At 64.6% G+C, this 20398-nt stretch carries 23 protein-coding genes; 14 read left to right on the forward strand and 9 right to left on the reverse strand.

Annotation, left to right across the window (positions count from 1 at the left end; all coding sequences use genetic code 11):
- Nucleotides 1–2: 2 nt before the first annotated feature.
- The 3 genes from G391_RS14290 to sciP all read left to right on the forward strand — a co-directional run bounded on the left by G391_RS14290 (nt 3) and on the right by sciP (nt 2689).
- Nucleotides 3–797, forward strand: coding sequence for a flagellar hook assembly protein FlgD (locus tag G391_RS14290; RefSeq protein WP_051257232.1), 795 nt, complete (start codon nt 3–5; stop codon nt 795–797).
- A gap of 19 nt (nt 798–816) precedes the next feature.
- Nucleotides 817–2238, forward strand: coding sequence for a flagellar hook-basal body complex protein (locus G391_RS0108145; protein ID WP_029087080.1), 1422 nt, complete (start codon nt 817–819; stop codon nt 2236–2238).
- A gap of 169 nt (nt 2239–2407) precedes the next feature.
- The gene (gene sciP, locus G391_RS0108150; RefSeq protein WP_029087081.1) at nt 2408–2689 is read left to right on the forward strand and encodes a CtrA inhibitor SciP; all 282 of its coding nucleotides are present in this window, start codon (nt 2408–2410) and stop codon (nt 2687–2689) included.
- A 68-nt stretch (nt 2690–2757) separates the two neighbouring features.
- Here the strand turns inward: sciP and G391_RS0108155 are convergent, their stop codons facing one another.
- From G391_RS0108155 to G391_RS0108165, 3 genes are all read right to left on the reverse strand, one after another.
- Nucleotides 2758–3750, reverse strand: coding sequence for an ABC transporter ATP-binding protein (locus tag G391_RS0108155; RefSeq protein ID WP_029087082.1), 993 nt, complete (start codon nt 3748–3750; stop codon nt 2758–2760).
- Entirely contained in the window at nt 3747–5315 is a 1569-nt protein-coding gene (locus G391_RS14295) for an ABC transporter permease (RefSeq protein WP_035304012.1), read from the reverse strand. The genes G391_RS0108155 and G391_RS14295 overlap by 4 nt, the downstream gene beginning before the upstream one ends.
- A 61-nt stretch (nt 5316–5376) precedes the next feature.
- Nucleotides 5377–6444, reverse strand: coding sequence for an extracellular solute-binding protein (locus G391_RS0108165; RefSeq protein ID WP_035304015.1), 1068 nt, complete (start codon nt 6442–6444; stop codon nt 5377–5379).
- Nucleotides 6445–6584: 140 nt separating this feature from the next.
- Here G391_RS0108165 and G391_RS0108170 point away from each other — a divergent pair, with 140 nt between their 5' ends.
- The 7 genes from G391_RS0108170 to G391_RS0108200 all read left to right on the forward strand — a co-directional run bounded on the left by G391_RS0108170 (nt 6585) and on the right by G391_RS0108200 (nt 12120).
- A complete protein-coding gene (locus G391_RS0108170; RefSeq protein ID WP_029087084.1) occupies nt 6585–7703 on the forward strand; it encodes an ABC transporter permease in 1119 nt (372 codons plus the stop codon).
- The gene (locus tag G391_RS0108175; protein WP_051257233.1) at nt 7700–8503 is read left to right on the forward strand and encodes an ABC transporter ATP-binding protein; all 804 of its coding nucleotides are present in this window, start codon (nt 7700–7702) and stop codon (nt 8501–8503) included. Before G391_RS0108170 ends, G391_RS0108175 begins: the two co-directional genes overlap by 4 nt.
- Nucleotides 8503–9441 (forward strand): MlaD family protein, encoded by a 939-nt coding sequence (locus G391_RS0108180; protein WP_029087086.1) that lies wholly within the window; start codon nt 8503–8505, stop codon nt 9439–9441. The genes G391_RS0108175 and G391_RS0108180 overlap by 1 nt, the downstream gene beginning before the upstream one ends.
- Nucleotides 9438–10034, forward strand: coding sequence for an ABC-type transport auxiliary lipoprotein family protein (locus tag G391_RS0108185; RefSeq protein ID WP_029087087.1), 597 nt, complete (start codon nt 9438–9440; stop codon nt 10032–10034). Before G391_RS0108180 ends, G391_RS0108185 begins: the two co-directional genes overlap by 4 nt.
- Nucleotides 10035–10180: 146 nt before the next feature.
- Complete coding sequence (locus tag G391_RS14300) at nt 10181–10468, forward strand: metalloregulator ArsR/SmtB family transcription factor (protein WP_035304018.1); 288 nt, start codon at nt 10181–10183, stop codon at nt 10466–10468.
- The gene (locus tag G391_RS0108195; protein ID WP_029087088.1) at nt 10465–11151 is read left to right on the forward strand and encodes an SdpI family protein; all 687 of its coding nucleotides are present in this window, start codon (nt 10465–10467) and stop codon (nt 11149–11151) included. The genes G391_RS14300 and G391_RS0108195 overlap by 4 nt, the downstream gene beginning before the upstream one ends.
- A gap of 21 nt (nt 11152–11172) precedes the next feature.
- The gene (locus G391_RS0108200) at nt 11173–12120 is read left to right on the forward strand and encodes an alpha/beta hydrolase (RefSeq protein WP_035304021.1); all 948 of its coding nucleotides are present in this window, start codon (nt 11173–11175) and stop codon (nt 12118–12120) included.
- Here the strand turns inward: G391_RS0108200 and G391_RS0108205 are convergent.
- Nucleotides 12083–12961: a toxic anion resistance protein gene (locus tag G391_RS0108205; protein ID WP_029087090.1), complete on the reverse strand. Its 879-nt coding sequence runs from the start codon at nt 12959–12961 to the stop codon at nt 12083–12085. The two genes, G391_RS0108200 and G391_RS0108205, sit on opposite strands and share 38 nt — an antisense overlap.
- A gap of 143 nt (nt 12962–13104) precedes the next feature.
- Here G391_RS0108205 and G391_RS0108210 point away from each other — a divergent pair, with 143 nt between their 5' ends.
- Entirely contained in the window at nt 13105–14271 is a 1167-nt protein-coding gene (locus G391_RS0108210) for an FAD-dependent oxidoreductase (RefSeq protein WP_035304023.1), read from the forward strand.
- A gap of 16 nt (nt 14272–14287) precedes the next feature.
- On the opposite strand, the gene G391_RS0108215 is transcribed toward G391_RS0108210, so the two are convergent.
- The 5 genes from G391_RS0108215 to cutA form a co-directional block, all read right to left on the reverse strand.
- A complete protein-coding gene (locus tag G391_RS0108215) occupies nt 14288–14986 on the reverse strand; it encodes a hypothetical protein (protein WP_029087092.1) in 699 nt (232 codons plus the stop codon).
- A gap of 81 nt (nt 14987–15067) precedes the next feature.
- Nucleotides 15068–15718: a 3-oxoacid CoA-transferase subunit B gene (locus tag G391_RS0108220; protein WP_029087093.1), complete on the reverse strand. Its 651-nt coding sequence runs from the start codon at nt 15716–15718 to the stop codon at nt 15068–15070.
- A gap of 3 nt (nt 15719–15721) precedes the next feature.
- Nucleotides 15722–16426, reverse strand: a complete 705-nt coding sequence (locus G391_RS0108225) for a CoA transferase subunit A (RefSeq protein ID WP_029087094.1) — start codon at nt 16424–16426, stop codon at nt 15722–15724.
- Between the two features lie 99 nt (nt 16427–16525).
- Entirely contained in the window at nt 16526–18145 is a 1620-nt protein-coding gene (locus G391_RS0108230) for a response regulator (protein WP_029087095.1), read from the reverse strand.
- Between the two features lie 91 nt (nt 18146–18236).
- A complete protein-coding gene (gene cutA, locus G391_RS0108235) occupies nt 18237–18578 on the reverse strand; it encodes a divalent-cation tolerance protein CutA (RefSeq protein ID WP_051257234.1) in 342 nt (113 codons plus the stop codon).
- A 33-nt stretch (nt 18579–18611) separates the two neighbouring features.
- Between cutA and queC the strand changes: the two genes are divergently transcribed.
- The 3 genes from queC to G391_RS0108250 are packed head-to-tail and all read left to right on the forward strand — an operon-like array spanning nt 18612 to nt 20331.
- Complete coding sequence (queC, locus tag G391_RS0108240) at nt 18612–19334, forward strand: 7-cyano-7-deazaguanine synthase QueC (protein ID WP_029087097.1); 723 nt, start codon at nt 18612–18614, stop codon at nt 19332–19334.
- Complete coding sequence (queE, locus tag G391_RS0108245; protein ID WP_029087098.1) at nt 19331–19966, forward strand: 7-carboxy-7-deazaguanine synthase; 636 nt, start codon at nt 19331–19333, stop codon at nt 19964–19966. The genes queC and queE overlap by 4 nt, the downstream gene beginning before the upstream one ends.
- The gene (locus G391_RS0108250; protein ID WP_029087099.1) at nt 19963–20331 is read left to right on the forward strand and encodes a 6-pyruvoyl trahydropterin synthase family protein; all 369 of its coding nucleotides are present in this window, start codon (nt 19963–19965) and stop codon (nt 20329–20331) included. The genes queE and G391_RS0108250 overlap by 4 nt, the downstream gene beginning before the upstream one ends.
- Nucleotides 20332–20398 lie beyond the last annotated feature (67 nt).

Below are 20398 nucleotides of genomic sequence, written 5' to 3' on the forward strand. Positions count from 1 at the left end.
GAATGCCGGTCAATGCCATCAATCCTGCGGTCACGGGAAGCGCCACGGTTTCGGGACGGGCCAATCTCGTCTCGAACTTCGAGACGTTCCTGCAACTGCTGACCACCCAGCTGAAGAACCAGGACCCACTGTCGCCGCTGGATTCCAACGACTTCACCGCCCAACTCACCCAGATGGCAGGTGTCGAGCAGCAGCTGCTGACGAATGACCTGTTGCAGGCCCTGGTCAACCAGGGGTCCGGCGGCCTGGACGGCGCGGTCAGCTACATCGGCAAGTACGTCACGGCCGCCGGCTCGGCGACGCGCCTGGAAGACGGTGCGGCGACCTGGAGCTACGAACTGGCGACCAATGCGGCTGATGTTCAGCTTGAGGTGCTGGATTCCAGCGGGGCTGTTGTCTGGTCGGGCGCGGCCCCGGCCAATAGCGAAGGCATCCATGACTTTGCCTGGGACGGTCGCACCTCCTCCGGCAACCGTCTGGCAGACGGTGGCGTCTATACGTTACGCGTCTCGGCCACGACGACGGGCGGCCAGACGGTCGACAGCCAGGTGCTGATCCGCGGCATCGTCTCGGGCGTCGAGATGTACGACGGTCTGCCCTATGTCACCGTCGGCGGCTCCATCGTGCCGATGAGCCAGATCATCAGCGTCAATGCCGAGGCTCCGACTTCGGAGGGCAACGACGGCGAAGAGCAGGGGCTGATCGCCTCTGCCGTCGACCTGGCCAAAGACCTTCTCAATCCTGCGGACGAAATCGCTGCCCTGGCGGGCGCGATCAATCCGCTTCGACTGTTCTGATTTCTAGGGGAGTAAACAGATGAGCATCAACAGCGCCATGCTGGCAGGGGTTTCGGGGCTGAAGGCCAACTCCGCCGCGCTCGCCGCCTTGTCTGACAACATCGCGAACGTGAATACCGTCGGCTACAAGCGCAGCCAGGTCGATTTTCAGACCATGGTGACGGGCGGCTCGTCGGGCGGCTACTCCGCCGGCGGCGTTCTGGCTCATGCGCGCCACTATGTGACGCAGGAAGGCCTGCTCCAGCGGACCGGGTCGTCGACCGACCTGGGTATCTCGGGCCAGGGGTTCTTCGTCACGACAGAGCGGGCAGAAGATCTGACGGCGTCGGACTCGCGGCTGTTCACGCGCGCCGGCTCTTTCAGCGTGGATACGCTGGGGTATCTGAGAAACAGCGCCGGGCTGTTCCTGCAGGGCTGGATTGCCAACACCGAGGGCGAGATCACGGTTGATCCCTCGGACCTGACCCGCCTCAACTCGATCAACGTCGGGGCCGTCGGCGGGGCTGCGGAACCGACCACCCGCGTGTCGCTGAACGCCAACCTGATGTCCAGCCAGGCCGTCTCGCCCGAGTTCGCGACCTATGACGCATCGACCAACTCCATGGCCATGTATGACCCCGAAACCGGTGCCGGCGTGCGACCGGATTTCGAAATGCAGATCCCCGTCTCGGACTCCAAGGGCGGCAAGCGCACCCTGGCGATCTCGTTCCTGAAGACCGATGTGCCGAACCAGTGGCTGGCGGAGATCCGCGCGGTGCCGGCTTCGGACGTCGTGACCGGTGCCGGGCTGTCGAACGGCCAGATCCGCACGGGCCTGGTCGCCTTTACCCAGGATGGTCGCCTCGACGTTGACGCGATGCAGGCCATGGGGGCTCAGGCCCTGTTCCCCGATCCTGAAAACGCGATCCTGACCTTCGGGGCTTCCGATGGGGCGGCCCCGGGAGCCGGCCAGGTCAACTGGGCTCCGGGCCTGGGTGTCGACGACCAGCAGGTCAGCTTCGATCTGGATACCGCGGCCGGTGGCCTGACCCAGTACGACAGCCAGTCTGTTGTCCAGGCGGTGATCACCAACGGGACCGCCTTCGGCAATCTGACGAACATCGAAATCAATGAGCAGGGCTATGTCACCGCTATCTTCGACAACGGCGTGACCCGCCGCATCGCCCAGGTGGCGATCGCGACCTTCCCCAGCCCGGACAACCTGATCTCGGTCAATGGCAATGCCTTCCGCGTCAGCCAGGGCTCGGGCACCTACAACCTCAAGGCACCCGGCACGGGCGGGGCAGGCATGATCGCGCCGAACCAGTTGGAAGCCTCAACCGTTGATTTGTCTGCGGAATTTACCGGGCTGATCACGACCCAGCGGGCCTATTCGGCCTCGTCGAAGATCATCACCACGGCCGATGAGATGCTCGAAGAGCTCATCCGCGTGAAGCGCTGATAAGTAACGACTGAGTAACGTGGATAAATACCGACTTAATAAGGCCTGACTCAACGATGAACGACCGGCTTCCTCGATTCAGAACCTGTTCACCAAGGCGCTTAAACGGGTGTTATGAGCCTCTGGGTATTCTTGCATCAGTGATGGTGGTGCGAGAGGCGAAAAGCCCATGCTTGAACAACAGCGTATCAATGGCAAAGGCGAGCGTTATGTCATCGGCCCGACGGGGGCTGCTTTGACCCTGGACGACCTGCCCCCGCCCGAGACCGAACGCTGGGTGATCCGGCGCAAGGCCGAAGTCGTGTCCGCCGTTCGTGGTGGCCTGCTCTCGTTGGAAGACGCCTGTAAGCGGTATCGGCTGACGACCGAGGAGTTTCTCGGCTGGCAGCATTCGATCGACCGCTGGGGCATGCAGGGCCTGCGCACGACGCGCATCCAGCAGTACCGCTAGGCGTAAGGTATTAGCCAGGACATGCGACCGCGCTCATCAGGGCGCGGTCGTTTGCGTATGGACCCCAATCAGGCGAGGACGCGCGCGGCAGCGGGATCCAGCGACACCGACAGCCGGCTTCCCGGCTGGTGCGCCAGCCGGGCCTGGGTCGAAACCTCGCCAACTGTGAGAGTGGCGCGCCAGGCCTGACCGACAAAGCGCGCTTCTGACACGTCCGCCTCTACACCGGGCCCAGGCACGAGGGCATTCGGACGCAACATGACCTGAGCCCCGCCGTCGGGATGGCCGGGGGCGGGCACCGAGCCGAAGACCGTCTGAGCGACGCCGGCCGACACCTCAGCGGAGATGACCTGCGCCTCTCCCAACAAGCGGGCGGCCTCAAGAGACACCGGATCGAGATAACAGGCTTGGGGTGTGCCCCGTTGCAGGATCCTGCCGTCGATCATCAGGGCCAGGTCGTCGGCCATCTGCATGGCTTCTTCGGCGTCGTGGGTGACGACCAGAACAGCGGCGTCGGTTTCGCGCAGGATCGCGAGCGTGGCTTCGCGAACCTCGGATTTCAGGTGACTGTCCAGGCCGGAGAAAGGCTCATCGAGCAGGACGGTGTGCGGTCGACGGGCCAGGGCGCGCACCAGGGCTACCCGTTGCTGCTCCCCACCGGACAGTTCGCCGGGGAAGGCTCGCCCGCGTTCGCCCAGCCGAATCCGGCCGAGCAGGTCGGCGACGCGGGCGCGTCGCTCCACGGTTGGCAAGCTGCCCAGACCGAAGCCGACATTGTCATCGACGCGCAGGTGCGGAAACAGGGCGTAATCCTGGAAGACCAGGCCCATGTCGCGTTGTTCAGGAGGCAGGTGCGTGATGTCCTGGCCATTGGCGAGGACACGGCCCTCATCCAGAGGCTCCAGACCGGCAATCAACCTCAGCAGGGTCGACTTGCCGCAGCCCGATGGTCCGAGAAGACAGGTGATGCGCCCGGCCTCGAGGGTCAGATCGACATAATCGACGGCGCGCTTGTCACCGTAGGCCCGTGTTGCTCCCGAAACCTCGATTGTTGCGGTCATGTCCTGTCTCCGGGACGAGAATGGGAAACACGCCGGGTCAACCAGATGACGGCGGGAATGGCGATCAGAACGATGAGGATCGACGGCCATGCGGCCTCCCCGAGGCGCTCGTCCTTGGCGTAGTAGTCGGCCATCACCGCCAGGGTATCGAACCCGAAGGGTCGCAGGATCATCGTCGCCGGCAGCTCCTTCAGCACATCAATGAAGACCAGAAGGACGGCGGTGAAGAGTGCGCCAGAGGCAATCGGAAGCTCAACGCGGCGGGCTACGCCGGCCTCCGTCTCGCCCAGCGTCCGGGCGGCGGCCGACACCGAACGTCCCACTCGCTGGAGCCCGGCGTCTATGGGCTCAAGGGCCGCCGCCATTAGTCGTGAGGCATAGGCCAGGATCAGCAAGGTGATCGCCATCAGGAAGCTGGACACGGTCGACGGAAAGGCCCGCCAAATGATCCCCGCCGGCGCCAGAAGGCCGATCGCCATGACCGCTCCGGGGGTCGCATACCCCAGGCTGAGCAGACGTGGCAGGAACCGGCCCTGACGGGTTCCCAGGGCTACCAGCGTTGCCAAGCCCCCGGTGAAGGCTGCGGCCACCGCGCCGACAATCAGGACATTGCGTCCGGCCTCGATCAGCCGCGGCAACTCGTTGTCAGCCCGCCAGCCGAGACTTGCCAGCCAGCCCAGCGGCAATATCAGACCCAGGCCGATCAGGATGAGGCAATAGAGGGTCGCGGCCCAGCCCCAGCCGCCCTTGAGGCGGATGCGCGGTAGCTCTCGCCAGCGGGCCTGACCGGTTTCCGAGGTGGCCGGACGACCGGCGCGCTCGATCCAGAGCAAGACCGCCGCGGTGGCCAGCAAGGGCAGGGCGAGCCGGGCCGCTTCGGCGGCGGAATAGAAGACGGACCACGCCCGGACCACGCCCGTCGTGAGGGTTTGAACGGTGAGGTACGAGGTGGCCCCGTAGTCGGCGAGCGTCTCCATGGCAGCCAGGGCCATGCCGGCGGCCAGCGCAGGTCGGGCCAAGGGCAGAATAACGCGCATGAAGGTCTGGCGCTGATTGAGGCCGAGGGTCCGGGCGGCTTCGGCCAGACTGCTGGACTGGCTGATCAAGGCGGCGCGTAGCGTCAGATAGACGTAGGGATAGAAGGCCAGGGTCATCACCAGAGCCGCGCCCCAGAGGGAGCGCATCTCAAGCGGCGGGTCCCAGCCAAACGCCGTCCGCCAGGCGGTTCGGATAGGTCCCGCCACGTCAAACAGGCTGGCATAGCCGTAGGCGACGACAAAGGCCGGCGCGGCCATGGGCAGCACCAGAGCCCACGAAAAAAGGCGACGTCCGGGAAAGTCGTGCAAGGCTACAAGCCAGGCGGCGATTCCCCCCAGGCAGGCCGTCCCGCCCCCGACCAGCAGAACCAGCGCGACCGAGGTTCGCGTGTATCGCCAGAAGGTTTCGGCGGTCAGGGTGTCGCCGGGCTGGCCGGCAGCCGTAACCAGCACGGCTACCAACGGCACGACGGCGATCAGGGCAGCCAGAATCGCCCCGATCCTAAGAGGGGTCAGGCGATAGGACATGGCACGCCCTGGATCACACACTCATGCCGATCTGTAAGACCCCGATGCTCGGGCCGGCAATCTAGCGCCAGCCTGCCTGCTCGAAAATGCGTTGGGCTTCTGCGCGGTGTTCGGCGTAGGCGGGCAAGGGCAGCGGGTCGGCGGCGTGGTGTGAATAGGCCGCGACGTCTTCCGGCATGGTCGCTTCGGTCGTGGTCGGGAACTCGTTCGTCTCGGTGGCGAAGATACCCTGTGCCTGGGGCCCGGTCAGGAATTCCAGGAAGCGGATGGCGTTCTCGCGGTTGGGCGCATGCGCGGCCAGGCCGGCACCGGACAGGTTGAAGTGCGAGCCCTGGCCATTGATCTGCGGGAAGGCCAGCGCGACGTGTTCGGTCACGGCCCGATCCGCAGCGTCATCGGATTCTGCCATACGCAGGAAATAGTAGTGGTTGGTGATGGCCACCTCGCACTGGCCGGCGGCCACGGCGCGGATTTGATCGCTGTCGGAGCCTTGCGGCTGGCGCGCCATGTTGGCGACGATCCCGCGCGCCCATTCCAGCGCCCGCTGCGAGCCCCAACGGTCGATCAGGGCGGACATCAGTGTCAGGTTGTAGACGGCATCGGAGGTCTGGACGCAGACCTTGCCGCGGAAACGCGGCGAGGCGAGGTCGGCGTAGTCATCAACCTCTTCGGGGCGAACCCGCTGGGTGTCATAGGCGACGATGCGGGCGCGGCGAGCGATGCCGAACCAGCGACCTTGCGGATCCCGCCATTGTTCAGGGACACGGGCGTCGATCGTGGCGTCTTCGAACGGAACGAGGAAGCCCTCATTGGCGGCTTCGCCCATGGCCCCGGCATCCTGAATGACGACGACGTCAGCCGGGCTGGACGCCCCTTCGGCCTGAAGGCGAGCCAGCAATTCCGGAGCCCGGAACTCAATCTTGTGGACGGCAATCCCGGTGGCGCAGGTGAAGGCGGCGTAGATGGCCTCATCCGAGGCGTAGTGGCGGGCGGTGTAGAGATTGAGCGCCCCTCCCGTCGACGGCACGCAGTCCGCCTGGCTTGACGCCGTTTCGGTGGCCTGCGGTTGACAGGCGGCGACCAGCACTGAACTGGCAAGAAGGGCGGCGGTCGACAGACGCTTGATCATGGTGGGTCCTCAATCGTGTTGCCGCCCGTCTGACATAGATGAGAATGTTTCGCAACTGACAACTTTCAGCGGCGCATTGCCGGGGGCGTCGACGACAAAGTCTCGAAGACGGAAAGGGAATCCGTTGCTATGAAAGCGGAATGAGGCCGGCTGCTTACCGAGTCGTGGGGGAAGATGACGGTCGGTTGGCATTGGTGCTGGCCGGGGACTGGACCGCGCGCACGCTGGGTCGACTTCCGCGCCGCCTGGCGGCAGAGCTTCGAAACAAGACTCTGGATTCCGTAGACTTATCCGATCTTGGCCGGTTCGATACCGCCGGGGCCCTGGCCCTGGTGCAGGCGCACCCGCAAGCCATGCCAAAGGAAGGCTGGAACACCCGGCCAGAGGTGAAGCAGGTCGTTCTCCTTGTCGAGGAACTTGAGCGCCACGCGGTCGAGCCGCCGCGCAAGGCCGACGTGCTGACGCGGTTTTTCGCGCGCGTGGGGCACGGGGTCTATGATTTCGGCGCTGAGGCCTGGGCAGCGTTTGCCTTCCTCGGCGAGCTGCTCATGGCGTGTCTCAGGACCCTGACCAACCCGACGAAGATCCGCTGGGCGGCCTGGTTCAGCCAGGTAGAGAACACTGGCCTTGACGCGATTCCGATCGTCGTCGTCACGACCTTTTTTATCGGCGCGGTGGTCGCCTTCATCGGGGCCGATCTTCTGACAGACTTCGGTGCCGGTGTGTTTGCCGTGCAGTTGATCGGCGTGGCGGTGTTTCGCGAGTTTGCGGTGGTGATCACTGCGGTGTTGCTGGCCGGCCGATCCGCGTCCTCGTTTGCGGCCGAGATCGGGTCGATGAAGATGAATCAGGAGGTCGACGCCATGCGGGTCATGGGCGTTGATCCGTTTCAGGCGCTGGTGATCCCGCGCCTTGCCGCGCTGTTGCTGATGCTGCCTTTGCTGACCTTTCTGGCGATGGTGTCGGGTCTGATCGGCGGGATCGTCGTGACCTGGACCCAGCTCAATCTTGGGCCGTCCTTCTTCCTGCAGCGGCTGGTGCTGGACGGCTATATGCCCCAGCATATGTTGGCCGGGATGGTGAAGGCTCCGGTCTTTGCCATTGTCGTGGCGGCGATCGGCTGCCGCCAGGGGATGGCCGTGGGCGGGGACGTCGAAAGCCTCGGGAAGCGAGTGACGGCGGCCGTCGTGCAGTCGATCTTTGCCATCATTGCCCTGGATGCCGTGTTCGCCCTCTTGTTTATGAGGATCGGGCTGTGAGCGAAGACACCGTTCGCGACCGGGCTCATCTGCCGCCGCCGATTGAGGTGCGGGGGCTGGTCAATGCCTTCGGCGACCGGGTGATCCACGAAGACCTCGATCTGACGGTCAAGGCCGGCGAGGTGCTCGGTGTGGTCGGGGGGTCGGGCACGGGCAAGACGGTGCTGCTGAGTTCGATCCTGGGGCTGCGCCAGCCGACCGCGGGGACGATCAAACTGTTCGGTGAAGACACCGCGCACATGACGCGCGATCAGCTCGATGAGGTGGAAAAGCGTTGGGGCGTTCTCTTCCAGCATGGGGCGTTGTTTTCGTCCCTGACGGTGCTTGAGAATGTCGCCTCGCCGCTGGTCGAGCACTCGGGCCTTCCGGCTGACACCATCCGCGAACTGGCCGAGATGAAGATCGCCATGGTCGGTCTGGGGCCTGAATCCCACTATTTGAAGCCGGCTGAGCTGTCGGGCGGAATGCGAAAGCGCGTTGGTCTGGCGCGGGCCCTGTCGCTGGACCCCGAACTGCTGTTTCTGGACGAACCCACGGCGGGCCTCGACCCGATCGGAGCCGCGGCCTTCGATGACCTCATCCTGCAACTCCAGAGAGATCTGGGGTTGACGGTTTTTATGATCACGCACGATCTCGATAGTCTGTATGCGATCTGTGATCGGATTGCGGTGCTTGCCGACAAACGGGTGGTCGAAGTGGCACCGCCCGAAGAGCTCGAGCGTTCAGATCATCCGTGGATCAAGGAATATTTCCTGGGACCGCGCGGTCGCGCAGCCCGGGCAGCTGGAGGAAACGGCTGATGGAAAGAAACGCCCACTATGCCGCCGTCGGGCTGGCGACCGTCACCCTCATGGTGGCCTTGGCCGTCTTTGTGGTCTGGCTCGCCCGCTTCTCGTTCAACGAAGAGTATGACGTCTATGACGTGCTGTTCACGGACCCCGTGCGCGGCTTGTCGGTGGGCGGAGAGGTCCATTTCAACGGCATCCGCGTTGGCGAGGTGACAGACCTGACGCTGGATCGGGAAACCGGAAACCAGGTCATCGCGCGCATCCGCCTGGATGAGGGCATTCCGGTCCGTACCGATAGCCGGGCCCAGCTGGAACCTCTGGGCATCACGGGGGTGAACTATATCCAGATTACCTCAGGCACGCCGGGCGGACCGCTGTTGAAGGATCAGTTCCCGGCCGGGGTTACGCCGGTCATCCAGAGCCAGCGCAGTCCGGTGGCCGAGTTGCTTCAAGGGTCGGGCACGCTGTTGGCGCAGGCGGTCGATTCCCTGAACCGGATCAACCGGGTTCTCTCGGATGAGAACATTCGTTCCTTTGCCTCAAGCCTCGAAAACGTCGAAACGCTGACCGCCGAAATGGAGGCCCGCCGCGAGATTTTTGCCGATCTGGAAGAGGCCGTCGCCAACGCCAATGCGGCCATCCTGGAGTACCAGGGGCTGGGGCAGGATCTGCGCCAGATCGTTCAGGGCGACGGGGCTGCTGCCATTGCCAATATCGAACGCGCCGCGGCCGAGGCCGAAGCGGCGGCGCGTGACGTTCGAACCATGACCGACCAGCTCCAGGGCCCGGTTGGAGAGTTTGCGGATCAGGGTCTGCCGCAACTGGCCGACACCATCAGCGAACTGGAAGAAGCCACCGAAACGCTGAATGACCTGATCGCCGACGTGAATCGCAGCCCGCGCGAGTTCATCCAGCGGCCCCCGTCCGAAGAGATGGAGATTGAACAATGATCCGTACTCTAGCTGTTGCCGCGACGACGCTGGCGCTGGCGAGTTGTTCGCTATTGAGCCCGCCGGACCCGGTAACACTTTACCGGTTCGGTGATCTCGACCCGCCGGCGACCGTTGCCCAGGCAGGTCGAACCGTGGTGGTGCTCAATCCGATCGGGTTTCCTGAAGGGGCCGGCGGAGATCGAATCCTGACGGCCACGGGCGGGCAGGTGGCCTATCTGGCCGGCGCGCGCTGGGTCGGCCCGTCCGAGACACTGTATCGTCGTGCTCTCGAAGCCGAGTTCCTGCGTAGCGGTCGCTCGGTCAGTGTGTCCGAACGGCGCGAGGCTCCTCGTAACGGTGTGGCCCTCAATCTTGATGTCACCAGCTTTGAAGCCCGCTACCTGGATGGTCCCGATGCGGCCCCGGTGGTGTTCGTGACAGGCCGGGCCCGTCTGGTGTCAGCCGACCGTGCGGTGTTGGCGGAACGGACCTTCATTTCTCAGGAGCCGGCGGCGGAAAATCGGGTGTCATCCGTTGTCGCGGCCTTTGAGAGTGCCACCGCCGACTTCAACCGCCAGCTCGTCGCCTGGGTCGACGCAAGCGCCGGCTAGGCGAGCCCGACTCTGAGCGGCGGCGCAGGCCCGCGCGTCGCCCCCTTGGATGATCGAGCCGGGGACGACGTCCCCCCAACAGGCCTGATCGAGCCACCACGACATTTTGCTTGAACTTAGGGAGGGGGCTAATTAGGCTTTTTCCTATGAACAATCTGTTCAAAGCCCTGTCACATCCGGTTCGCCGCCGCATCATCGAGATGCTGCGCAAAGGGCCGATGACGTCCGGCGACATCGCAGCCGCCTTCGACATGAGCTGGCCGACCGTCACCGGTCACCTCAACGCCCTCAAGGACGCGCACCTGGTATCGCAGGAGCGCGACGGAACCTCGATCCGCTATCGGCTCGAGATCTCGGCGGTCGAGGAGGCCCTGGCTTTTCTGATGGACATGACAGGCGGCACTGACCGCACTGGATCTGGAGAAGAACAATGACCCGTCGCTTCAGTCTGCTCGACATCGCCACAACCGTGGTCGTAGCCGCCACGATCGCCGGCGCTCTGTGGATCTACTTCAACGGACCGCAAGTGCCGCTTCCCATGCACTTTGACGCCCAAGGCCGACCTGACCGCTGGAGCGACCGGCGCGAACTGGCGTGGCTGGTCGGATTTCTCGCCGTGGTGGTTGCATCGACAGCAGGCGGGATGGGCCTGTACGCCGCCAGGGCACCCGACCAGGCGCGCCGCCGGGGGCTTCGGACGGGCCAGCTCCTCTCATTGCTGGTCTTTGGCTCACTCGCTCCGTTCTTTGTCTGGATGGTCCTGTTAGCGGCCGGATATCCGACGGGCGAAACCTTCGCCGGCCCGATGCTGCCGATGGCCCTGATCGGCCTGGTCTGTCTGGTCACGGGAGCCCTGCTGGGCCGGGTCCCGCCCAATGTTGCCGTCGGCGTACGCACGCCCTGGTCACTCAAGAGCCGCCTGGCCTGGGATCGCTCGAACCGGCTGGCCGGACGGCTGATGTTCTGGCTGGGCCTGGCCTCGCTGATTGCCGCACCGGTCGCGCCCCAGCCGCTTGGCCTGTGGATCGCCGTGGGCGGTCTGCTGCTCGCCGCACTCGCCGCTGTCGTCGAGAGCTGGCGCGTCTGGCGCACCGACCCTGACCGCCAACCGTTCTAATCCTCAAGGGGAAATTCTGAGATGCTCCTGTCCGTCCTGACCGCCACTGTGGTCCTGCAGACCACGCCTATGCCGCGCGAAGTCACGCTTCCATCTGAGCCCGCAGCCTTGAGCGGAACTTTGGTCGACGCCGGGCCTGACGCTTCCGCAGCCCTGATCATCGCCGGATCCGGTCCGACCGACCGCGACGGCAACAGTCCGCTGGGCGTTTCGGCAGGAACCTATCGACTGCTGGCTGACGACCTGGCCGCCCAGGGGATCAGCACCCTGCGCTATGACAAGCGCGGCGTCGGCCAGAGCGCGGGTGCGATGGTCGCCGAAGCCGACCTGCGGTTCTCCCATTTCGTCGACGATGCTCGCGCCTGGGCTGGTTTGCTGCGCGAACAGACCGGCCAGTCCTGCGTCTGGCTGATCGGGCACAGCGAGGGCTCCCTGATCGCCCAGTCGGTTGCCGCCGAGGACCCCACGGGGATTTGCGGGTTGGTCCTCGTCTCGGGGGCCGGTCGGCCTGCCGCCGTGGTTCTGCGCGAACAGCTCAGTGGTGGTACGCCGGAGCCCTATCTGAGCCAGGCGCTCACCATCGTCGATGCACTGGATGCAGGCGAGACCATCGACTGTCCGCCAATATTTGCAGCCCTGTGCCGCGCGTCGGTCCAGCCCTATGTCATCTCGTGGATGGACGTGGACCCGGCGGCGCTGGCGGCTCAGTCGGCCTTGCCGACCCTGGTGGTGCAGGGATCAACCGACATCCAGACAACGGTGACGGATGCCCAGGCCCTGGCGGGCGCGCGCGAGGGGATTGAGCTGGCCGTTCTGGAGGGTGTGAACCACGTCCTGAAGACGGCCCCGATCGAGCGGACGGCAAATCTGGCCACCTATGCCGACCCTGCGCTGCCGTTGGCGGATGGTGTGGTTCCGACGATCTCGGCGTTTATTCTGCGCCCGCGCGAGACCCAACCGCAGCCGTGAAGGCGGCGAGCCGGCCTTCAGCCGCCTTGCGTCGCGCTGTGCCGTCCGACAGGGCCTGACCCGCGCGGTCGAGGGTTCGGGTCAGGCGGGTCGTCAGCGCGGCCATTTCGGCGGGATCTGGCTGGACCTTGCGCTTGCGTTTTCCGTCCAGGCCCAGACCCTTGCGCCAGTCGGCCCGCCAGGTGTCGATGGCGGTGGAGGCCTCCTCCAGTCGAGCTGCGGCCACGACATCGGCATTTTGCATGACGCGCGCCAGCGGCAGGTGGGCCAGCGCGGACATGCGCTTCGCGGCCAGACCTTCCAGACGTTCTGAAAGGCGCGCGCGCGGCGCAATCTCGCCTTCAGCCGCCTCGGCGGCGGCATCAGACAGACGCTGCCGACCGGCTTCGATCCAGGCCCCAAGGTCGACGATGGGCTGGCGAATGGCCTCCTGGGCCGGGTCAAGCTGTGCGGCCCGCGCCGTCAGCGCCGAAGCGTGGGCTTTCAGGTTTCCGGCCGACTGGGCGAGTTGACGATCCACGTCGAGAAAGGCTTCGCGCGTGCGCTTCAGTCGCCGCCCGCGACTGTCAAAGAGGCCGGCCAGGCCGCGCCGGGGTATCAGACCACGCGGATCCAGCGCGCGCGCCGTGGTGGCGATCTGGTCAAGGTCTGTGCGGGTGCCCTGACTGATCCGAGAGGCATCCGCCTGGGTCAGGGACGCGCGGGCGGCATCGATCGCCGCCTCGGCCTCGGCACCGTAGGACGCAAAGCTATCCGGCTGTGTCGGGTCCAGGCTGGCCCTCAGTTCGGAGATGCGATCAGGCGTCGGACCGGGAATGACAGTGGGAGCGGTTGTGGACATGGATCTGACTATGCCGTGCGAATTCCGGGTGGTCACCCCATGCCTCTTATCAGGCGAAGCGGAGCGGATTGCCGCAGCCCCGAATTTGCGTTGTTGCATCGGAAGGTGGCTGATACCGGTCTGGCCCAGGCGGGGATGGGGTCATGGGATTGCATTTGCACCGGCGCATGCTTCTGACGGGTCTTGGCGCATCCGGTCTGGTTGCGTGTACGTCGACCTCACCGGTGGTCGTCCCCCGACCAGGGTTCCTGCGCCCGGGCCTCGCCCCGCTGATCACAGATCCCAGCCGGATCAGCCATATCACCGTCTGCACCCGCCCCTTCCGAGCCGCAGGCCCGCGTATCGAGGTCGAGCGGGTTGGAGACAAACGTGTGGTCCACAACTACGGGCACGGCGGCTCGGGATGGTCCCTGTCCTGGGGATCGGGGGCCGCCGCGCGCGATTTGGCGCTGGACGCGGGGACACGCGAGGTGGCGGTCGTCGGCTGTGGTGCCCTGGGCCTGACGGCGGCGCTTCAAATTCTTAGAAGCGGCGCGCGCACGACCATCTATGCCGCCGAACGCACGCCCTATACCCGCTCGGCGCGGGCCACAGGGGTCTGGTCGCCGGAATCACGGATCGCCGACGCTGGTGCCGTTGCGCCCGGCTTCGCCGACACCTGGGAGACCCTGGCGCGCAGATCGTACGCCACACACCTCGCTTTCGTCGGCGTGGACGGTGACCCGGTACGGTTCATAGATACCTACAATCTGCGAGCCCTCGACGACCGGCGGCGCGCCGTTGGCCCGGTGCCCCAGCCGGGTCAGGTCAACTTCATCCATTTCGGGAGTCGGCTGGATGATCTCGGACCCGATGGTCGGAACCTGACCGACGCGGAACACCCGTTCCCGGTGGCCCGCGCGCGCGTCTATCCGAACCTGACGTTCAACGTCGCCGAGTACGCGCGTCAGCTGACCGAAGCCTTCCTCATGGAGGGCGGGCGCATCGTCCAGCAGACCTTCAACGCGCCCGCCGAACTGTCGAGCCTGGCCGAGCCGGTCATCGTCAACTGCACCGGCTATGGGGCGCGGGCCCTGTTCGGCGACGACAGCATCGTGCCCGTGCGCGGACAGATCGGCTGGCTCGCTCCGCAGGAAGAGGTCACCTACGGCATCAACTACAACGCCGTCAGCATGGTGCCGCGCCACGACGGCATCGTTATCCAGGCCAACGGGATCAACGAGATGGTCGGCTACGGCCTCGACGATGAGACCCCCAACCGAGCCGAGACCGAAGAGGCGCTGGCCATGCTGGCGACGCTTTACATCTGAGACAGTAACGACTGTCTCAGAAGTTTCTCGCTCTGGGCTGCTCAGACTCCACCACAGTTGGAGGAAAGGTCAGGACTCCGCCCGATAGGGCTGCGGCGTCATCCGCGGAGATTACATCTGCTGCGCGCAGGACGAGAAGGCTGCTGACCGCCACTGCGGTTGAAGTCAGCAGCATCACCAAGCAGCTGATCATCCAATAGGTCACCTGAAGGGACGTGGACTGAGGCTGGTGCAGTGGCCGGCATGCCCACATCAGAGCAAAGAAAATCGTCAGGGACGGCACTACGTGGCAAGCCCAGTAAAGCCAGTTCGGCACGATTGTGATGTATCCGTCCACCTCCATTCTTTCGGAGAACAGCGCGGTGGTGATTTCTTCAGGCGCTGAAGGTAGGACGAGAAAGATGGTCATGTAGACGCAAAGACCTGCAAATCCGCAGGCCGTGAACCAGATCGCCATCGGCAGCCAAGTCCGCGACCGCGGCAGGTCTCTGTTTCCTAGAAGTGCCGTCAGAGAAGCCACGAGCGCCGCGATGGGTATAGGCAATACCCAGATCAGCAGGGCGCATGCCGCTATGGCTACGACGACCACGGAGAACTTGTTTCCGACGGAAACAGTCGCGTCGTTCGCGAGACGACCTTCACGAAACTTAGTCCAGTCGCCGTTTGGGGGAAACAGGCCACCCTTCTTGCCTGACTCGAAATCAGGATCGAACATGATGTTTCTTAATCAATTTATTGGGAGTGACGCATCCAGCATTAGGCCGAACGGCGGTTTCCCGTCTAGACTTGTGGTTAGTCAAACGAACGCCTCGGCAACCTCGTAGGCGGCCTCGGTCTTCCGGGCGACCTCGTCCAGGGTGACGCCGTCGGCCAGTTCGATCAGGACCAGACCCGAGCCGTCGGGCTTCACGTCGAAGACAGCCAGGTCGGTGATGATGCGGCTGACCACGCCCGTGCCGGTCAGGGGCAGGGTGCAGGCCTTCAGCACCTTGGACTGGCCGTGCTTGTTGGCGTGCTCCATGACCACGACCACGCGCTTGACGCCGGCGACCAGATCCATCGCCCCGCCCATGCCCTTCACCAGCTTGCCCGGGATCATCCAGTTGGCGATGTCGCCGTTCTGGGCGACTTCCATCGCGCCGAGGATCGAAAGATTGATGTGGCCGCCGCGGATCATGGCGAAGCTGTCGGCCGAGCTGAAATAGGCGCTCTCGGGGATTTCGGTGATCGTCTGCTTGCCGGCGTTGATCAGGTCGGGATCGACCTCGTCGTCATAGGGGAACGGACCCATGCCGAGCATGCCGTTCTCGCTCTGCAGCGTCACGGTCATGCCGTCGGGGATGTAGTTGGCCACCAGGGTCGGGATGCCGATGCCCAGGTTCACGTAGAAGCCGTCCTGCAGCTCTTTGGCGGCGCGTTCGGCCAGTTGTTCGCGGGTGCGTGCCATGGATCAGGCTCCCTCTCTCTGGCGGACAGTCCGCTGCTCGATGCGCTTCTCGGGCGTCGAGCGGATGATGCGGTCGACGTAGATGCCCGGCGTATGGATGTGGTCCGGGTCCAGCGAGCCCGTCGGCACGATCTCTTCGACCTCGACCACGCAGGCCTTGCCCGCGGTGGCCATCATTGGGTTGAAGTTCCGGGCGGTCTTGCGGAACACGAGGTTGCCGCGCTCGTCGGCCTTCCAGGCCTTCACGATCGACAGGTCGGCGACCAGGCCGGTTTCCATCACATAGTCGCGGCCGTCGAAGCTGCGCACTTCCTTGCCCTCGGCGACCAGGGTGCCGACGCCGGTGGCGGTGAAGAAGGCCGGGATGCCCGCGCCGCCGGCCCGGATGCGCTCGGCCAGGGTGCCTTGCGGATTGAACTCCAGCTGCAGTTCGCCGGCCAGATACTGACGCTCGAACTCCTTGTTCTCGCCGACGTAGGACGAGATCATTTTCTTGATCTGGCGCGTTTCCAGCAACTGGCCGAGGCCAAAGCCATCCACACCGGCGTTGTTGGAGATGACCGTCAGGTTCTTCGCACCGGAATCGCGCAGGGCGGCGATCAGGAACTCGGGGATGCCGCACAGGCCGAAACCGCCCGACATGACCGTCATTCCGTCGAAGGTCAGGCCTTCAAGGGCGCTCTTGGCGTCAGGATAGACCTTTTGCATGGGCTCTCCGCTCCTTCTTCACCGTTCGATGAATTAAATCGAACGCTCGGGGCTTCCTAGGGGGAAGGCGCGCCGGGAGCAAGGGCGGCGAGATGGGGATCAGGCCACGCGGCGTTGGCCGGTCTGGTCGTCCGTCTCGTGAACCTCGAAGAGGGCCGCGTTGATGGCTTGCATCAGACGTTCGGGCTTGATCGGCTTTTCGACCACGGCAGCCATACCGGACGCGACGTAGCGTTTGGCGTCCTCGGGATCGGCATTGGCGGTCAGGGCGATGATCGGGATTTGCCCCTTGTCGCTGCCGAGAGCCCGGATGGCCTGGGTCGCCTCAACGCCGTCCATGCGGGGCATCTTGATGTCCATCAGGATCAGATCATAGCGCCCGGCCTGAACGGCTTCGACGGCCTCGACACCGTCCTCAGCCTGGGCCGAGGTGCAGCCGAACATCTCGCACAGCGCCTGGGCGACGATGCGGTTGGTGCCATTGTCATCGACGATCAGGATGTGGGGCGCAGCCGACAAGCTCAACTCACCCATGCCGGCCACACGCGCATCGACCGTCTCGGCTTCAACATGGGCAGCCGGCGCGGTCACGTCGAAGGTGAAGGTGACGCCCTGGCCGGCATTGGAGCTGACCCGGATGCCGCCGCCCATGGTCTTGAGAACCTGATGGCAGATCGGCAGCCCCAGGCCGCCGGCCTTGCTTGCGTCATGCGTGCCGCCGACTTCGAACAGGCCGGGGATGCGCTCTGGCGCGATGCCGGGTCCGTTGTCACGGACGCGGGCCTGAAGAACGACGTCTTCGCCTTCGGCCCTGGCAGCCAGGAAAGCCTCGACAACACCGTTGCGGGCAAACTTCAGGGCATTGCCGATGAGATGGTTGAACACCTGACGCAGGCGAGCGCCGTCAATTTCAGCGGCCAGTTCCGTATCGCCTTCGTAGCCGATCATCAGGCTGACACCGTCCTGCAAGGCGCGCGGAGCCCATAGACCTTCCAGGTCATCCATGAACTGCCGCAGATGCATTGGCTGAGGGTCGAGGATCAGCTCACCAGCATCGGCTCGGCTCAGGTCAACGGCATCCTCAAGGATACGCAGGGTGGCCTCAGAGGAATCGATGATGGTCTGCACATAGGCATGTGCGTCCGGTCCAATAGGCTGGCGGCGCAAGAGATCAGCGACTGCGGCCACACCGTTCAATGGGGTCCGAAGTTCGCGGCTGAGCAACGCCAGGAACCCGGATCGGGCCTGGGCGGCAGACTGGATGGCGTCGTCAGCCTCGGCGCGGATTGCCTGAATCTCAAAACGTTTGAAATCCGCATCGGAGCGCAGGTCGTGTTCGGCCTTGAGCAGGCTGAACAGGGAGCCGACGCCCATGTATCTGCCCTGCTGGGTGACCACGAAGCCGCGTGTCATCTGATGGTTGCTCTGTTGCAGCAGAACGTCGGCCATGCCCATCAGCTTGATGGAGCCTTCGATGACGACCGGCTCGACGTCCATCAGGTCGACCACAACGGCATCCAGCGTCTCATGCGTGTCGTTGGTGCGAGCCAGTTGCCTGAGGAAGGGGTCGCGTTCGATGACACCGAGCAGGCGTCCATCGTCGACGATCGGCAAGAGAAGTGTGCCTGCTTCCGCCTCAAATCGAGCCAGGGCGTCACCACCGCTCGCGCTCGGAGCCAGGGGATCCAGGTGTTCGGTGTACAATTCGATCGTCGGCATACTCGGGCCGTAGCTCCTTGAACTCGACCGACAATATCCACAGCACCTTTTTCAGAACCGTTAAGCGGAAACGCTAGATTTTTTTGGTCGTCTAATTTGTCTCTCCGTCAATCCATAGCAGGTAGTCGGGATTGGAGCCTGACACCCGGATATCCAGAGCCACAACAGCCGGCGTCTCATAGGGGTGAAGGCCGATCAGCAGGTCTGACAGGGCCTCGGCCAGCGCGCGCGTCGTCTTAAACACGACGATCACCTCGTCTGCCGTCTCGATCTGGCCTTGCCAGCGATAGATGGAGCGCCCGGCAGGGAGAATATTGGCACAGGCTGTCAGGCGAGCACCGACGGCCGTGGCCGCCGCGCGTTCGGCAGTTCCCGCATCGGGCCAAGTGGTGTAAAGCAGCGCCATCTGTTCCACGTCTGAGCCCTTTCTCATGCGCGCGGCCTGCGGGCCGACCGCAGGTTTGTCATGTCTGAAACCCACGCTTCCTTGCAAGACTCGGCCCTGGTCCTGTTTTCAGGCGGTCAGGATTCGGCCACCTGCCTGGCCTGGGCGCTGGAGCGGTTCGCGCGCGTCGAGACGGTTGGGTTTGATTACGGCCAGCGCCATGCCGTTGAGCTGGAAGCGCGGCAGACAATGCTGGAACGCCTGCCGGCCCTCAAGCCGGGTTGGGCGGACCGGTTGGGGCAGGACCACACCGTCGACATTCGTGGCTTTGGCCAGATTGCATCCAGCGCCCTGACTGAGGACCGCGCCATCGAAATGGACAGCCGGGGCTTGCCGACCAGCTTCGTGCCCGGGCGCAATCTTGTGTTCCTGACCTATGCGGCGGCCTTGGCCGATCGGCGTGGGATCGAGCGTCTGGTCGGCGGAATGTGCGAGACAGATTTCTCCGGTTACCCGGATTGCCGCCGCGACACGCTGGATGCTCTGCAGATGGCGCTGAACCTGGGCATGGCGCGCGACTACAGGATTGAGACGCCGCTGATGGCCCTGACCAAGGCTCAGACCTGGGCCCTGGCCGACGAGCTTGGCGGCACGGCGCTGGTCGAGTTGATCCTCGAGGACAGCCACACCTGCTATCTGGGGGATCGCGGCGCACGCCACGCCTGGGGCTATGGCTGCGGCGAATGTCCGGCTTGTGAACTGCGCGCGGTCGGGTGGACCGAATATGCGGGAGAGCCCGCATGACCTATTCGGTCAAGGAAATGTTCCTCACCGTTCAAGGTGAGGGCGGCCAGATGGGCCGTCCGGCCGTGTTTCTGCGGTTTGCCGGCTGCAATCTGTGGAACGGGCTGGAGAGCCATCGGGCCACGGCGGTCTGCACCTTCTGTGACACCGACTTCGTCGGGACGGACGGTGAGGGGGGGGGCAAGTTCGAAACGCCGGAAGCCCTGGCCGACGCGGTCGCCGACAAATGGATCGGCGCAGCCGGCATGCCCAGGCTGGTTGTCTGCACTGGCGGTGAGCCGCTGTTGCAACTCGATCCCCCCCTGATTTCGGCTCTGCATTCCAGAGGCTTCGACATTGCGGTGGAGACGAACGGCACCCAGGCTGCGCCCGACGGTATCGACTGGATATGCGTCAGTCCGAAGGCCGACGCGCCGGTCGTCCAGACAGCAGGCCAGGAGCTGAAACTGGTCTTTCCCCAGGACAAGGCGCGGCCCGAACGGTTTGTCCACCTCGATTTTGAACGCTTCTGGCTCCAGCCCATGGACGGGCCGGACCTCGAAGCCAATACCCGCGCGGCCTTCGACTATTGCCTCGCCCATCCCCAGTGGCGCCTGAGCGTCCAGACCCACAAGTACATCGGCGTCAAATGAGCCAGATCTTCGAAGTCACCAAGGCCACCCATTTTGATGCGGCCCATCACTTCCCCATGGGACCGGACGGCAGCCCGCACCGGCGCGTGCACGGCCACTCGTTTCTGGTGGAGGCCACGGTGCGTGGCGAGCGTGGTGGCGACATGGGCTTTGTCGTCGATCTGACACAGCTTGAGGCCGGGCTGAAAGCCGCCGCCGCTGAACTGGATCACAGCCTCCTGAACGATCATGCCGGGTTGGAGAAGCCCAGCCTGGAGGCCCTGTGCCTGTGGTTTGCAGATCGACTGAAGCCGGAGTTCCCCGGCCTGTCGAAAGTCACCCTGATCCGACCGACTATCGGCGAGCGGTGCGTGCTGGAGGTCTAGCCTCGAAGGCACACGTCCTTTCCCACGGCGCGACGATCATCTAGTCGGGATTGTCGCTGGCGGGAGG

It is taken from the genome of Brevundimonas aveniformis DSM 17977, assembly GCF_000428765.1.
Classification (GTDB): Bacteria; Pseudomonadota; Alphaproteobacteria; order Caulobacterales; family Caulobacteraceae; genus Brevundimonas; species Brevundimonas aveniformis.